General features: G+C 56.6%; 10 protein-coding genes. 7 read left to right on the forward strand and 3 right to left on the reverse strand.

Annotated features, from left to right (window positions below):
- Positions 1 to 4: 4 nt before the first annotated feature.
- Positions 5 to 1,537, reverse strand: a complete 1,533-nt coding sequence (locus ACIPR4_RS04790; protein ID WP_144312319.1) for a hypothetical protein — start codon at positions 1,535 to 1,537, stop codon at positions 5 to 7.
- A gap of 79 nt (positions 1,538 to 1,616) precedes the next feature.
- On the opposite strand from ACIPR4_RS04790, the gene ACIPR4_RS04795 reads away from it, so the two are divergent.
- Both ACIPR4_RS04795 and ACIPR4_RS04800 read left to right on the forward strand, forming a co-directional pair.
- Complete coding sequence (locus ACIPR4_RS04795) at positions 1,617 to 5,171, forward strand: trifunctional glycoside hydrolase family 18/polysaccharide deacetylase/glycosyltransferase family 2 protein (protein WP_013567525.1); 3,555 nt, start codon at positions 1,617 to 1,619, stop codon at positions 5,169 to 5,171.
- Between the two features lie 25 nt (positions 5,172 to 5,196).
- On the forward strand, positions 5,197 to 6,039 hold the full coding sequence (locus tag ACIPR4_RS04800; RefSeq protein ID WP_041585924.1) for a hypothetical protein: 843 nt from the start codon (positions 5,197 to 5,199) through the stop codon (positions 6,037 to 6,039).
- Between the two features lie 8 nt (positions 6,040 to 6,047).
- Here ACIPR4_RS04800 and ACIPR4_RS04805 read toward each other — a convergent pair whose 3' ends face one another.
- Complete coding sequence (locus ACIPR4_RS04805; protein ID WP_013567527.1) at positions 6,048 to 6,707, reverse strand: response regulator transcription factor; 660 nt, start codon at positions 6,705 to 6,707, stop codon at positions 6,048 to 6,050.
- A gap of 308 nt (positions 6,708 to 7,015) precedes the next feature.
- Here ACIPR4_RS04805 and ACIPR4_RS04810 point away from each other — a divergent pair, with 308 nt between their 5' ends.
- The gene (locus ACIPR4_RS04810; protein ID WP_013567528.1) at positions 7,016 to 8,650 is read left to right on the forward strand and encodes an NAD(P)/FAD-dependent oxidoreductase; all 1,635 of its coding nucleotides are present in this window, start codon (positions 7,016 to 7,018) and stop codon (positions 8,648 to 8,650) included.
- A 29-nt stretch (positions 8,651 to 8,679) separates the two neighbouring features.
- On the forward strand, positions 8,680 to 10,104 hold the full coding sequence (locus tag ACIPR4_RS04815; protein ID WP_013567529.1) for an ATP-binding protein: 1,425 nt from the start codon (positions 8,680 to 8,682) through the stop codon (positions 10,102 to 10,104).
- 2 nt (positions 10,105 to 10,106) lie between these two features.
- Here ACIPR4_RS04815 and ACIPR4_RS04820 read toward each other — a convergent pair whose 3' ends face one another.
- Complete coding sequence (locus ACIPR4_RS04820; RefSeq protein ID WP_013567530.1) at positions 10,107 to 11,210, reverse strand: FAD:protein FMN transferase; 1,104 nt, start codon at positions 11,208 to 11,210, stop codon at positions 10,107 to 10,109.
- Positions 11,211 to 12,037: 827 nt separating this feature from the next.
- Between ACIPR4_RS04820 and ACIPR4_RS21450 the strand changes: the two genes are divergently transcribed.
- From ACIPR4_RS21450 to ACIPR4_RS21460, 3 genes are all read left to right on the forward strand, one after another.
- Positions 12,038 to 12,772, forward strand: a complete 735-nt coding sequence (locus ACIPR4_RS21450; RefSeq protein WP_013567531.1) for a helix-turn-helix domain-containing protein — start codon at positions 12,038 to 12,040, stop codon at positions 12,770 to 12,772.
- Between the two features lie 329 nt (positions 12,773 to 13,101).
- Complete coding sequence (locus ACIPR4_RS21455; RefSeq protein ID WP_245536455.1) at positions 13,102 to 13,737, forward strand: helix-turn-helix domain-containing protein; 636 nt, start codon at positions 13,102 to 13,104, stop codon at positions 13,735 to 13,737.
- A gap of 329 nt (positions 13,738 to 14,066) precedes the next feature.
- Positions 14,067 to 14,729 carry a helix-turn-helix domain-containing protein gene (locus tag ACIPR4_RS21460; RefSeq protein ID WP_245536456.1) on the forward strand — a complete coding sequence of 221 codons (663 nt, stop codon included), beginning with the start codon at positions 14,067 to 14,069 and terminating at the stop codon, positions 14,727 to 14,729.
- The last annotated feature ends 104 nt before the right edge of the window (positions 14,730 to 14,833 follow it).

The following is a 14,833-nucleotide window of genomic DNA, read 5'->3' on the forward strand; positions in this document are numbered from 1 at the left end:
GTCTTTATTGCGACACGGCAGGTTCGCGATGTTCTGGACGCACCCGAAGAAGAAGCAGAGGAATGAGCAGGAAAAACAGGGGATAGAACTCCATGGTGTAGCGCTGTTCCGCGTTGTCCAGCGTCAACAGTAGGCAGCATCGCAGGAGGAAGAAGGCGAGTACGGCCCATGCCAGCGGAGGCGAAAGCGCGCGCAGGCGTGGCCAGGCGTAAACGGCGGCCACGATGTAGGCAAGATTCAGCAAGGCGAACGCCCAGGAGATCAGGGTCTGCTGATGATGCCAGCGGTAGCGCCACCAGATGAGGTCGTAGGGAAGCAGCTCTGTGCGGGGATGAAAGAGCATGTTTCCCAGTCGCGCGACGGGCAGCAGAACGTAGTAGCGGAGAGGGTTGGCCGCAATCCGCTCTTGCGCAAGCTGGTTGAAGCGCGCGTCGATGTCACGGTGGAAGTGCACGGCGTTATTCGAGTCTGCAATCAGGTCTGCCGTTTGGTCATACTGCGCTTCGCTGTCGAAGGCGCGGTCAGGCAACTGGGCGATATCGATGGGCTCATCAGGGTACTTCCAGTAGAAGTACTCGGTCGAAGCGAAGTCGATGGCCCAGGACCGATACCACCGTTGGAATCCCAGGTCGATGGGTTCTCCCGGATCGGTGGCGTAGTGCGGTGCGATGGGCTGGAAGACGTGGAAGGTCCGCTCATTGCGAATAGTCCATGGCACTAGCGGCAGAAGGGTGAGGAGCAGCACCACAATGGCCGGGGCGAAGACGCTTCTTGTAGGCAACTTGAGGGGCGTGCTGTAGAGGCGGCGACGCAGGCGACTCTCCAGGGCATCGGCAAGAACCACCGGCGGGGCGACTGCATTCTCCTTCGTCTGGGGATACAGATTCATCCACAAGAGAGCCGGGAGGAGTGCAGCTGCCAGCAGCGCCTGGTCTGGGCGCAGCAGGAGGCTCGATGCAAGCGAGGCAGCCAGAAGGTAGAGGTAGCGGTTGAAGGATTTGCCGGTTGAGCGAAAGACGCTGTTCCAGCGTTCCAGACTGTAGATCGCCGCCGAGATGGTGAAGAGGACGAGTGGTTCGGCCAGAGGTGTCGCCGTGTAGTTGGCCGTGAAAGGGCAGAGGCAACTGATGGCGAGCACCAGGAGGAAGCCGCGCCGGGCGATCCGCTCCTCCATACGGCTCTGTAGGAGGCTGCGCACCGTGCAGGCGATCAGAACGCAAGAGGCGAGGTCGAGGAAAACCTGCAGGAGCATTGCGGGGACGAAGCTATCCGGCCCCACCCAGTGCGAGAAGAGCGCACGACAGAAGACCAGGAAGATCGGGTAACCGGGCAAGCGGATCAGTGTGGGCCGGATATAGTCCGTGTCCGTGGAGAAGCCGTATGTGTGCGCCTGAACCCAGTTCTGGGCGATTTCGGAATAAAGATTGGAATCACCCTGAATCACGGAGTGCCGCAGCACGAACCAAAGACGCAGCGCCGCTCCCAGCAGAAGCAGTGCTGCAGGGAGGATCATAGGTTGTAGGCGATTGCGACGCATGCCTTTGCATCATAACCGTCAAGACAACGTATGACGCACGTGTTTCCAGCAGGCGCTGGCTGGTAGGATTCGGAAGAGCATGTCAACGAACAAACAGATCTTTTACGATCCGCAGAAGAAACGCTGGAAGCGTCTGCGACGCATCTTCGATATCAGCGCCGCCGTTGGCGCAGTGCTTTTGATTCTGTTCGTCATCGGTGTGATCCGTATGAAGCCCCTGCCGGAGCTGCTTCTGGAGCTGCCGAAGCGGAACTACCGCGCCTTGAATACACCCCAGGTGCCCTCCGGTGCAGACAAGAATAAGAAGCGAACGCTCCATCGCAAGACCGATAAGGCCCCCAGCGATGTTCCCCTGAACCAGGGCGAAGGTCTGCGCGCCGCCTATTACGTGGAGTGGGACCCCTCCAGCTACTCCAGCTTAAAGCAGCACATTGCCCAGATCGACCTCCTCTTCCCTGAGTGGCTGCACGTGATCAATCCGGCTGGCGGACTCACCTCCTACACGACGGACCAGCGGCCTTATGCCGTGGTGGACCGGCAAGGGGTGCATAACGTTGACCTGGAGAACAAGGTCGCGCGAACGATCAGCGACTCGAAGCAGGACACGGAAATTTTTCCGCTGGTGAACAACTTTGACCCAATCAAGGGGAAGTTTTTACCGGAGGTCGGCGACTTCCTCAAGAGTGTGGATTCTCAAAAGAACTTCATGACCCAGGTCGGCCAGTTTCTTGGGGCGAATCCACACTATCGCGGCCTGTCTCTTGATTTTGAAGAGATCCCAAGCGATGCGCAGGATGCGTATCGCAACATGATCTCGGTCTTGTACACCCAGCTGCATGCACGCGGTCTGAAGCTCTATATCAACACGCCCGTCGGCGACGATGACTGGGACCTCAAGTTCATGGCGGACCACTCCGACGGTCTGCTCCTGATGAACTACGACGAGCACGAGACGGAAAGCCAGCCCGGACCAATCGCATCGCAGGACTGGTTTGTTGCGAACCTGAAGAGAATTCTGCTGAAGGTGCCGAAAGAGAAGCTTATCTGCGCTCTGGGCAGCTATGGCTATGACTGGACCATGTCACTGCCGCCCGTTGGTGGGGCAGCTCCACCGAAGGACAAACACGGTAGGCGCAAGACGCAGAATGAGTCCACCTTCGTTTCAAAGGTACTGAACTCGGACAACAAGACGACGCAGGAGGCTTGGCAGGCCGCGGCCGACTCCGGCAGTGAAGTCGATCTCGACGATGCATCGCGCAATCCGCACTATGCCTACGACGATGAAGACGCGCACGTCCGCCACCAGGTGTGGTTTCTGGATGCCGTCACCGTCTACAACGAGATGCGCGCGGCGCGGGAGCTAGGTCTGCAGACCTTCGCGCTCTGGCGTCTCGGAAGCGAGGATGCCTCTCTTTGGAGGATCTGGGACAACCCGGGAAAGGCGAGCCCCATCAAGGATCTCGCTTCGGTGGCCCCTGGATTCAGCGTCGATATCGAGGGCCAGGGAGACATCATGAAGGTCTCCGGTGCGCCCCGTGAGGGACACCGCACCTTGACGATTGACGATGACTCCAAACAGATCGACAGCGAGGTAATGAGCAGCTATCCGCTGAGCTACGAGGTGAACTACTTCGGCTACAACGCGAAGAAGCTGGCGATCACTTTTGACGATGGTCCCGATCCCGAGTGGACGCCGAAGATCCTCGACGTTCTGAAGAAATATGACGTGAAGGGCACCTTCTTCATGATCGGCGCGGAAGCCGAAAACAATGTCGGGATCATGAAGCGGGCATACGCCGAAGGGCATGAACTTGGCAACCATACCTTCACGCATCCGGACATCAGCGAAATTTCATCCCGACAGGCCGACCTGCAACTCAATCTGACGGAGCGTCTGTTTGCCTCCAAGGTGGGTGTGCAGCCGCTTTACTTCCGTCCTCCGTACTCCATCGATCAGGAACCCGACACCAACGATCAGGCCGCGCCGATTCAGCGGATTCAGCGCATGGGTTACGTCGTTGTAGGGAACAAGATCGATACGAACGACTGGGACGAGCATCCGCAGAAATCGCCACAGGAGATCACGCAGTCCGTCCTGGACCAGATCGAAATCATGAAGGTGAAGCCCTGGTTCCGCGGGTCGATCATTCTGATGCACGATGGTGGAGGAAACCGCGCACCCACTGTTGCGGCGCTTCCGATGCTCATCGAAACGCTGCGCGCGCGTGGTTATGAGTTCGTCCCTGTAAGTGAACTGCTGGGTAAGACCCGCAGTCAGGTAATGCCTGAACTCACCCGGAGACAGCGGTGGCAGGCACGTGTGGATTCACTGGCCTTCTTTGGGATTGGTGCCTTCAACCATATCGTGGTCGCTGTCTTCTTTGTCGGCGACATTCTGATGAGTGGACGCCTGATCATCATCGGTCTCTTCGCACTGATCGATCGCTTCCGCAAACGCAAAAACTTTGCGACAGAGGACTATCTGCCGCGCGTAGCCGTTCTGATCCCGGCATACAACGAAGAGAAGGTCATCGTTCGTACGATCCGTTCCGTCATGATGTCGACATACAAGAACCTGCACATCATCGTGATCGACGACGGATCCAGCGACCGCACGGCGGAGATCGCGCGCGAAGCGTATCCAAACGACATTGAGAGTGGTCGTCTTCGCGTGCTCAAGAAAGAAAACGGCGGCAAGGCAGAGGCTCTCAACTACGGCCTTCAATTTGTCGAAGAAGAGATCTACGTTGGCATCGACGCGGATACCGTTATCGCGCACGACGCCATCGCCCGTCTGGTGCCACACTTCGCGAATCCGGAGATCGGTGCGGTCGCGGGCAATGCCAAGGTCGGCAATCGCGTGAACCTCTGGACGCGCTGGCAGGCACTGGAGTACATCACCAGCCAGAACTTCGAACGCCGCGCGTTGGATCTCTTCGATGTGGTCGTGGTGGTTCCTGGAGCGATCGGTGCATGGCGCACCGTGGCGGTGAAGACCGGCGGTTGCTACCACTCCAATACGGTGGCCGAGGATGCGGATCTCACGATGATCCTCCTGGAGCAGGGACTCGCCGTGATCTACGAGGACCAGGCCCTGGCGTTCACGGAAGCTCCCATCAATGCCAATGGCTTGATGCGGCAGCGTTTTCGCTGGTCGTTTGGCATCATGCAGGCCGTCTTCAAGCACATCGGAGCGATCAAGCGGCGTAAGGCGATGGGGCTCTTCGCCCTGCCGAACATCATCGTCTTTCAGATTATGCTGCCGCTCGTCTCTCCTCTGATCGACCTGATGTTTGTCGCCAGCGCGGTGAAGTTCCTCTACGACTTGCACTTCCATCCGGACTCTGCCAGCTCTGCCAGCTTCCTCTTATTGGTGAAGTACTTCATGGCGTTCCTCGTCATCGATTTCTCGGCATCGGCGCTCGCGTTTGCGTTGGAGCGAAAGCATCCCGCCAGCAAGGGCGATGCTTGGCTGCTCTTCCATATCTGGATTCAACGCTTTACGTATCGCCAGGTCTTCTCGGTCGTTCTCTTCAAGACAGTGAAGCGCGTGATCGATGGGCGTCCCTTTAGCTGGGACAAGCTCGAACGCACGGCTACGATGAGTAAAGCCACGGACAAATTGACGGAGTAGGGGAAGATTTCCAAAAAAGGAGAAATTGCCGCGCAGAAGCGGTGATATTCTTCCGGCGAGGTTTGTCGCCATGCGGAATCTTCCCGTGTTCTTTGGATGCGCTCTCGCAGCAAGTGCTTTGGCCCAAGTGGGTGTCACTACCCCGGCGGCCTATCGCGGTGTGATGACCGTTGTGGACGGCGTGTACGTCACACCCATTCCAAATATCCCAATGACGGCGACTGTGGACATTAGTTCCATGCGCATTCTTCCCGACGGGACGCAGGAGTTGCGAAAGACCCTGAACGAGATCGCCCGCGACTCGCGTGGAAGAATCTATAACGAACGACGGGCGATGGTGCCGGTGACCTTTGAGGGAAAATCTTCCCTGCAGTCGGCACATATCTTCGATCCACAGACTCGGCAGAGCGTTTTTCTCAACCCCCATACACATCTTGCGCGCGAGATGACCCTGCCCGATGCCGGGAACCGGCCCGTCTCTGAAAGCGGGATCCCACCTGCTCCGCACGGTGCTGCGGTAGAAGATCTTGGGCAATCGAACCTGGCTGGAGTCAATGTTCACGGTGTTCGCTACACGATCCAAATTGCCGGCATAGCGAGTGGCACAGGGAAGCCTTTGCAGATCAAGGATGAGTACTGGTATTCCGATCAGCTACGCCTGAACATGATGGTGGTTCACGATGATCCGAGGACGGGGCAGCAGATCGTGATGATCAAGCAGGTCAGCCAGCGTGAGCCAGATTCCAAGTTGTTTCAGGTGCCCGAGGGGTATCGCGTAGTGGATGAGACTCCAGTGCAAACGGCGCCGCCATCGAGAGAGGCTGCGCCGCGTGGTTCAGTGGCACCGGTCGGCACCACTCCGTTTTAGAGTGGGTTCTAGGCGGTAGAGCGAAGCTGGATCACCTGGCCTGCGCGCGACGCCGCTTCAGCCAGAACCCGATGATGGATGGTGAAGAGGGCAAGCTCCAGGCGATCGGAGACTCCGGTCTTGTCGTAGATCGAGCGCAGGTAGTTCTTCACAACTTGCTCTTTGGTGCCGATTTGCAGGGCGATTTCCTTGTTCTTGCACCCTTGCACAATGAATCCAACGATCTGCAGTTCGCGCGGGGTTAAGCGTTCCCGAACGCGCGTTCCTACCGAGTCCGCCACATTTGCGGAAGGCGTGGGGAACTGGGCAACAGAACGGTATCCGCGGCTGACTTTACGGACGCACTCCACCATTTCAATGCCTGTAGCGCTGCGATTGAGCAGACCTTCCACGCGCTGGAGCACCATGGGGGAGGTGTTTTCGCCGTTCTCGGCCAGAAGCACGATTCGGCTGGCTGCTGCCGTAGCTTCGGAAAAAAGGCGTTCGAAGTCAGGGGGAAGAGTAGAGGCTACGATGATGATGGAAGACCGAAGTGTAGACACGGCTTGCATCAGCCGCTCAGCGTCTCCGCATTGTGCCACGATGCGCATGTCGTCTTCCATCGCGAGCACCCGCGCCGCGCCCGCGCGGAAGATGGCCTGATTGTCCGCCAGAATAATCCGGTTCATTAATCTCACTCTCTCATGTGCCACGTCTAGGTGGTCGACGCTAGGTATCGTCCCAGATTCCCTGATTTTCCGATGCCAGGCTTAAAACTATGAAAAACAAGCCCTTTAGAGAGAGTCAAGTCGAACTGAGAACAGCTCTAACCTTAAAGACGTGCATACGTGAGTGCTATTCCACGTTCGGGTCATGGGCATACCACTCCGAGATGGGACAGGAATACCCAAAGATTGCGACTTTTGGAAGTCTACTGTGATCGAACATTTAGCGGCGGTGTTCGCCTGAAGTGGGATCGCGGAATAAACTGGGGCCTATGCCAAAGCCAATTCTTTTTGCCATCGACGATGATGTGAGCGTTCTGGAAGCGGTTGTAGGGGATTTGCGCCGGAAATATGGGGAACATTACCGTATTCTCCGCGCCGCCAGCGGCCAAGCTGCGCTCGATACGATGATCCAATTGAAAGACCGTAAGGAATCGGTTGCGCTTCTGCTGAGCGATCAACGCATGCCGGGCATGACCGGTGTGGAGATGCTGCAGCGTGCGATTGGAATTTATCCCGACGCGAAGCGAATTCTGCTCACCGCCTATGCGGATACGGAAGCGGCGATCCGTGCGATCAACTCTGCCAAAATTCATTACTACCTGAACAAGCCCTGGGATCCGCCTGAGGAAAAGCTTTATCCGGTGCTCGATGATCTTCTCGAAAACTGGAACGAGGGGTATCAGCCCCCCTATCGCGGTGTTCAGGTGATCGGAACCCGGTGGGGCGCATTGGACCACGGCGTCCGTGACTTCCTCTCCCGCAACCGCGTGCAATATCGCTGGATCAGCCCTGAAGTCGGCGATGAAGCGGAAGTTCTTCTTGAGCAACACCATCTGGATGGGGCAAGGCTTCCAGCCGTGATCTTCGGAGACGGAACCGTGATGGTCCGGCCATCGCAGATGGAACTGGCGGAAAAGCTGGGTATGCGCACGCGCGCTACCGAGGAGTTCTACGACCTGATCGTCATTGGAGCGGGGCCTGCCGGGCTTGCATCGGCTGTGTACGGGGCCAGCGAGGGTCTCCGCACCCTGATCCTCGAATCGGATGCTCCGGGCGGCCAGGCGGGCTCTAGTTCCAAAATCGAGAACTATCTCGGTTTCCCCGGTGGCATCAGTGGCGAGGAGCTGGGCAAGCGTGCCTTTCTCCAAGCCGCACGTCTTGGCGCGGAGATCGTCACGCAGCGCGCGGAGTGTCTCCGTTGCGAAGGCCAGTATCGCGTCATCAAGCTCGGAGACGGCAGAGAGGTAAGTTCTTCGGCTGTCGTGATTGCGACCGGTGTGAGCTGGGTCCGGCTTCCGGTGAAGGGCGCGGACAGGCTGCTTGGTGCGGGCGTTTACTATGGTGCGGCCCTGGCCGAGGCGATGTCCTGCAAGGACGAGGACGTTTATGTCGTGGGCGGCGCGAACTCTGCGGGCCAGGCTGCGATGTACTTTGCCAAGTACGCACGCAGCGTCCGCATGATTCTGCGCGGTGATGGTCTGGCGAAGAGCATGTCTCGCTACCTCATCGATCAGATCGAAGCGACCGACACGATTCAGGTAGAAACAAACGCTGAGATTATCGAGATGATGGGTGATACCCACCTTGAACAGGTGCGCATTCAAACGGCAACCGGGGAAGAAATTCGACCGGCGTCGAGCGTCTTCATCTTTATCGGCGCCGCGCCCAAAACCGCATGGCTGCCGGACGATGTGGAGCGGGATGATCGCGGCTTTGTGCTCGCAGGTCCTGACGTACGAGATCGCAAAGCCTTTACTCGGGAACCGTATCTGCTGGAGACCAGCGTTCCCGGGATCTTTGTCGCGGGTGACGTGCGGCATGGCTCTGTGAAACGAGTGGCCTCCGCCGTTGGCGAAGGATCCATAGCGATTCAGTTTGTACATCAATATCTGGCAGGATTTTAGCCGTGGAGACGCGAGTTGAGGGCGAAGCAATGAACGATGTTGGTTGGGACCGGGACGAGAAGTTCTCGAAGATTCGGTCCATGGATGTCTTCGCGGAAGTTCCTGATACAGAACTATCGCGACTGGCAGAATTTCCATACCGCAGGTATCCCGTGGGCTCTGCGATCCTCCGCGAAGGCGATTATTCTCACGAATTTGTCATTGCTCTGAGCGGTTCCGTTCGTGTCTATCGAAGCAACGGAGACAAAACCGAACTCACCCACGTGCGCACTTCGGCCCCGAGCATCGTGGGAGATGTCGGTCTCCTCTCTGGTCTTATCTGCCCTGTGACGATCGAAGCCACCGAAGATGTGCATGCTGTCATTGTGGATGAAGAGAGTTTCTGGCAGATCATGACGGATTGCCACGCCATCCGAAAAGCGGTGTTGCGCTCCAGTTCGACGCGCGCCACGATGCGCGAGGGTATGAATCTTCGTGCGGAAAAACTTGCCAGCCTGGGCACGCTTACCGCCGGGCTGATGCATGAGTTGAATAATCCCGGCGCGGCCGCAGGAAGGGCAGCAGCGCAACTCCGCGAGAATCTGAATCGCATGCACGCACTCGCCCGGAACTTCGCCGAAAAGGAACATACCCTGGAGCAGGGAAGGTGCATCTGGGAGATGCAGGAGATGGCGCTCTCCAAAAAGCGTGTGGCTTACATGAGCACGCTGGACCAGTCCGATGCCGAAGAGCAGCTATCGCAATGGATGGAGGACAATCACGTAAAAGAAGGTTGGCGGATGGCTCCCACGCTCGCCATCAGCGGCGTAACGGAGGCCGACCTTGAGTGCCTAAAGGCCCAGTTCGGCGCCTCCAACATGAGCGAGCCACTTGCCTGGATGGAAGCGATGGTGAGCAGCATGCAAATGGTGGATACAATCGAAGAGAGTGTTGGACGCGTTTCTGCTCTGGTGGGTGCGGTGAAGACCTATACCCACGAAGGACAGGGCCAGTCTGAGATCGTGGACATCAATCGCAGCGTCTTTTCCACGGTCGTCATCATGAAACATAAGATCCGCGAACGGAATATCTCACTCACGAAGGAGTTTGGTGACGAGATTCCTGGAATCAACTCCGCCGGTTCCAGTCTGAATCAGGTGTGGACGAACCTTCTGGACAATGCGATCGATGCCGCGGGCGAAGGTGGTGAGGTCGGGGTGAAGACATGGCACGAAGAGGGAGAGATCTTCGTCAGCATCCGAGACAACGGGACCGGCATTCCCGTCGAAAAGCAGGCGCGCATCTTCGATCCTTTTTTCACCACAAAGCCGTCGGGTGTAGGTACGGGACTTGGTCTCGGCATTGCGCACCAGATCGTGACGGAGTACGGTGGAGAGCTTCATTTTGCAACGGGACCGGAAGGAACCGAGTTTGTTGTGCATCTGCCGTCGACTCCCCAACCCTCCAAGGCCTGAGTTCAATACCTCGAAGCAGATCCCTTCGCTGCGCTGCGGGATGACAAAGTTGGTATTTCGGCGTGTTGCGCAGGGCCACATCGCGGCGAAAGTTTTGCGGTCCAGCGAAAGACGGTGCATGTGGGATTCGAGCTATCACCAGAGACGATGATCGCTCTCGACTGAGGTGCACTCCGCGCCAGGACTTTCAGGCTTTCGCCGGGACGCTTTACGAATACGACGTTCGAGAGAGCGTCACTTGCTGTCGCGTTGGGATGGATGACACTCACGCGCAGCATGCCTTCGACCGGGCGTAGTGTCGAAGGATCCATGATGTGGCAATAGAGATGGCCGTTGAGTATAAAGTTCTTCTCCGTGCAGTTCGCGCTGGAGACGGATTCATCCCGTAGAAAGATCACCGAAAGCGGCGGATTCCCCTGTACCGGATCGGGCACCACGACGCGCCAGCCCGTGCGATGGGGAGGCGCTCCAATCGCATACAGAGTGCTGCTTCCAGCCGAGAGCAGGGCGGACCGCACACCCTCTCGTCGCAGAATCGCGGCCGCTGCGTTCACCGCGAAACCTTTGCCTATCCCGCCAGGATCCAGTTCGAGTCCGGGTGAAAGGAAGCGGACCGAACGATTTTCGGGCTCGAGACGCATCTTCTCCCATCCTGTCTCCTGCCGCACCGTCGCCAGTTCCGCATCGCTCGGAATGTGGCCGCTGCTGCGGAAAAAACCCCACGCGCGCATCAACTTTCCAACGGTGATATCGAAGGCGCCGTTGCTCGTGCTGCTCCAGTGCTGCGCTTCGGAGAGAAAGCGAAAGGTCTCAGGATCGGTCGTTATCGGCGCGTCCGCTGCGAGGTGGTTAATGCGGGAAAGCTCGCTGGTTTCGCGATAGTTGCTGAGCAGATCTTCGATCCGATCGATCTCGTCCCAGACGTCGTCGGAGAGCTGCTTCGCGCGCCGCGCGTCCGACGTATAGACGAAGAGCGAATAGGTGGTTCCCATGGCGGGGTGCGTACTTGTGAAGAGATGCTGGTGAGTGGAGGCGGCCCGTGTGGATGGGCTCGCCGAAAGAAAACAGAGGCAGACCAGGAGGGAGAAGTATCCTAGACGCATCATTGCCACCGCGTGAGGCATTCAAGTTCGCTGAGCCCGTGCGGGAGGAGTTCCATGGCTGTCTCCAAACTAAATGAGAGCTGTATTTGACGATTCTCGAAGGCGATCCTCCACCGAAATAGCCAGGGATGAGTTTCAGCCGCGACAAGTTCGTGACAATTTAATGACGAATGGCTGATACATTCTGCTCATAGGCCAAATAATGTCTTTATGAGGACATGTAGGGCTTTTAGAGATTTTGATGTTCTGTAGCTTCCTTGGAAAATCGGCCCAGAAAAAAAATAGATCGATTGGCAAAACAGCTTTCCTTGCCTGCTGAGGTGCCATAACATTTTTGAACCGGTGTATCGCTTGAACGAGCGACGCGATGAAAGTGGGATAGATAAAGCTACCCTGATTCAGCTTATTTCGCCACCGGCTAGAGAGTGCCTGTTGAACTTGGATGACCTGTTTCTGGCTTGTGCATGCGAACGACGGAGTGCTGTAAAGAATGTGCCGGCATGATGCCTGACTTCCTTTGAGTGCCCACCACCACAATTGACTCGATTCAGTCGTCCTACGGACGCAGGACTTGTGCCGGATGCGCTGTACCGATGGGTACACTCTCCTTCCTTCTTCTGCTCCCAGGCTTAACGGGTTGTTACGGGCGTCCGTGCAACCGATTTCAAGCGATACCAAACCGAAGAACGTTCGACCTTCTTCGCCATAAAAAGCTTTTTCATAACTGAGGCTCTACCCGTGCGATTTTTGCGCGAGCAGAGACCTCCTGTGTTTCCGATCTATCCGGTGACGTTCGACGCAGCCGGATGGGTTGATGAAGGAGAGTGGCAATGAATGTATTCCAGAATGAAGCGGGCCGGGAGATGGGTCTGCTACGAGTAGAGCCCGCTTCCTCCACGCGCCCTTCGCGACCGGTCATCATGTTTTCTCAAGATACTGCTGCGACGTTCGTTGAACGAGAGCGATTCGACGAAATGCAGGTTGTATCCCAATCAAACGTTGTGAACCCTATAGAAGAAGATGACAGCCATCCGGAGTTTAAAGACGCCGCTACGATTGAACTGACCCATCTTTTGAGTTCCAGGGAGCCCCAAGGTCCGGCGGGAGGGCTGTATGCGGATCATCTTACAAGTGCGGTCACCGTTTGGCTCTTTTTTCCTTGCAGAAGTAAAAAGGAGAAGTTAGAACGCGCTCCATCCATTCTGCCGCGTCACCGGTTGCAACGGGTCCTGGAACGCATGCGTGATCTTCGGGGCGATTTGGATCTGGAAACACTGGCCACAGAGAGTGGATACAGCCGAAGTCATTTTCTGCGCATGTTCCGTGCGTCGACCGGTTGCACACCGCATCGCTATCTTTTGCAGCTGCGTCTTGAGCGTGCAAAGGAGCTGATGCGTCAAAAGAGCGTGTCCCTGATTGACATTGCCGCCCTGTGCGGATTTTCCAGTCATGCGCACCTCTCCAAAATGTTTCGCCAGATCGTCGGCATGCCGCCCAGTGAGTATCGACGTAACATCGCGAGTTTGACCCCCCCGACACGGACCTACCTGGAAGGGAGTCGGTAGTATCGGCGCTCTATGTAGGGATTGGCAACCGATCGAACATAAGGATGTCTTAAGGCCCTGAAGCATGGAGGGAAGAGATGAACACGGTTCCACTCAACACAGGCACAGAATTCGATGCCGTTCTGCGCGGACCTTCTACGTCAAGTTTATCCAGCCGCAGATTGAACTGGAGAGGCTATTTGACGGAAAGACATCTCGCAGGACCTGGCGAGCGGCCAGAGACGATTTCGGATCACCACGTCGTTTGTCTTTGGCTGGAAGATGTGCCGATTTGTGAGTACAGCGGGGGAGATGGAGAGTCTGTTACGTACTTCAGGCAGCGCAACTCCATGACGATTGTTCCGCAGGGCATCGTCCCGGCGGTGCACCCGCAGGGGCAGGTCGATTTCATTTTGTGCGCATTGGAACCGGACTTTGTAAAAAATGTCGAAATGGAGCTGGATCAGAAGCCCATAGTGGCACCCTTCTACCGAAGAGTTCATCTAGATCCGGCCATGTCGGGATTGACAAAACTTCTTAGCCACGAGGCGGCTAAAGGGGGGCTATCGGGACGGTTGTATGCGGACCAGCTGGCGACCGCTTTGGCCATCCGGCTTCTTTTCCTTGAAAGGCAGGAAGGTCGGCGGGAGTTTTGCAAGGCGTCGGCTTTACCACGACATCGTCTCAGGCGGGTCATTGAACGGATGCGGGAACTTCAGTCCGATCTGGACCTAAAAACTCTGGCTACGGAGAGCGGGTACAGCCGAACCCATTTTCTGCGTATGTTTCGGGAGTCGATGGGATGCACGCCTCACCAGTATCTTCTGCGTCTGCGCTTGGAACGTGCGCGGGAACTTCTGCGTCAGAAGAGGATGTCGCTGATTGATATCGCGGCGCTGTGCGGATTTTCCAGCCACGCTCATCTTTCGAGAATGTTTCGGCAGGTGGTTGGCGTACCGCCCAGCGAGTATCGGCGCTCTCTGTAATTCTTCACACATTTCTCCATGTATGAGAAAAGAGAAGATGACAAGACAAATCGGTAATTCCGCCGGATATGCGGATTTCAAGGTACTGGAATAGCGGAGGAGAAATGCAGACAGCACAATTCAAGACGAACGGCGTTTTCGATGCGCTCCTTCGCGGGCCCTCTATTTCAAGCGCATCCAGTCGCGGATTAAATTGGAACGGCTATGTGACCGAGAGACACCGTGCGGAAGGGTTTGAACGGCCTGAGGCGGTTTCCGATCGATACATTGTCGCGCTCTGGACCATGCTCCCGCCAATTTGCGAGTATGCCGATGTGCCTGGACAATTTGTGAAGCACCGCAAGCCACCGAGGGCTATTGTGTTAGCTCCACCCGGGATCATACCCGCCATACGTCCTCATGGCCAGGGCGACTTTATCTTATGTGCTCTCGAACCGGAGTTTGTAAACAGTGTCGAAGTAGAACTGGACCAACGGCCGAATGCCGAAATTTTGTACCGAAGAGATTTCGTTCATCCAGCCTTCGCTCGATTGATGGAACTGCTCAGCGCCGAGGCGAATCAAGGGGGACCGTTAGGACGACTGTATGCGGATCATCTGGCGAATGCCCTGGCCATGCAGCTTCTCCATCTGGGGAGTCAGGCAAGAAAAAATAAGACGGACAAGGTATCCGTTTTGCCGAGTCATCGCCTGCGTCGGGTTATAGAACGCATGCAGGATCTTCAGGTCGATCTCGATCTCCAAACTTTGGCAGTCGAGAGTGGATATAGCCGCAGCCATTTTCTCCGCATGTTCAAAGGGTCCATGGGATGCACCCCGCACCGTTACCTGCTGCAACTGAGACTGGAACGAGCAAAAGAAATGCTGCGACAACGAAAATGGTTGTTGAGCGATATTGCTGTCATCTGCGGATTTTCCAGCCACGCGCACCTCACCAAGGTGTTTCGCGACGTTGTGGGAGTGTCGCCCAGCGAGTATCGTCGCCTTCTATAATTTTTGGCACATTTCTCTTTGTATGAGAAATCGAGAAGATGACGAGACAGAACCGGTAATTCCGCAGGATATGCGAATTCCTCAAGGTCTTGGAATAGCGGAGG

This window comes from Terriglobus saanensis SP1PR4, assembly GCF_000179915.2.
Classification (GTDB): domain Bacteria; phylum Acidobacteriota; class Terriglobia; order Terriglobales; family Acidobacteriaceae; genus Terriglobus; species Terriglobus saanensis.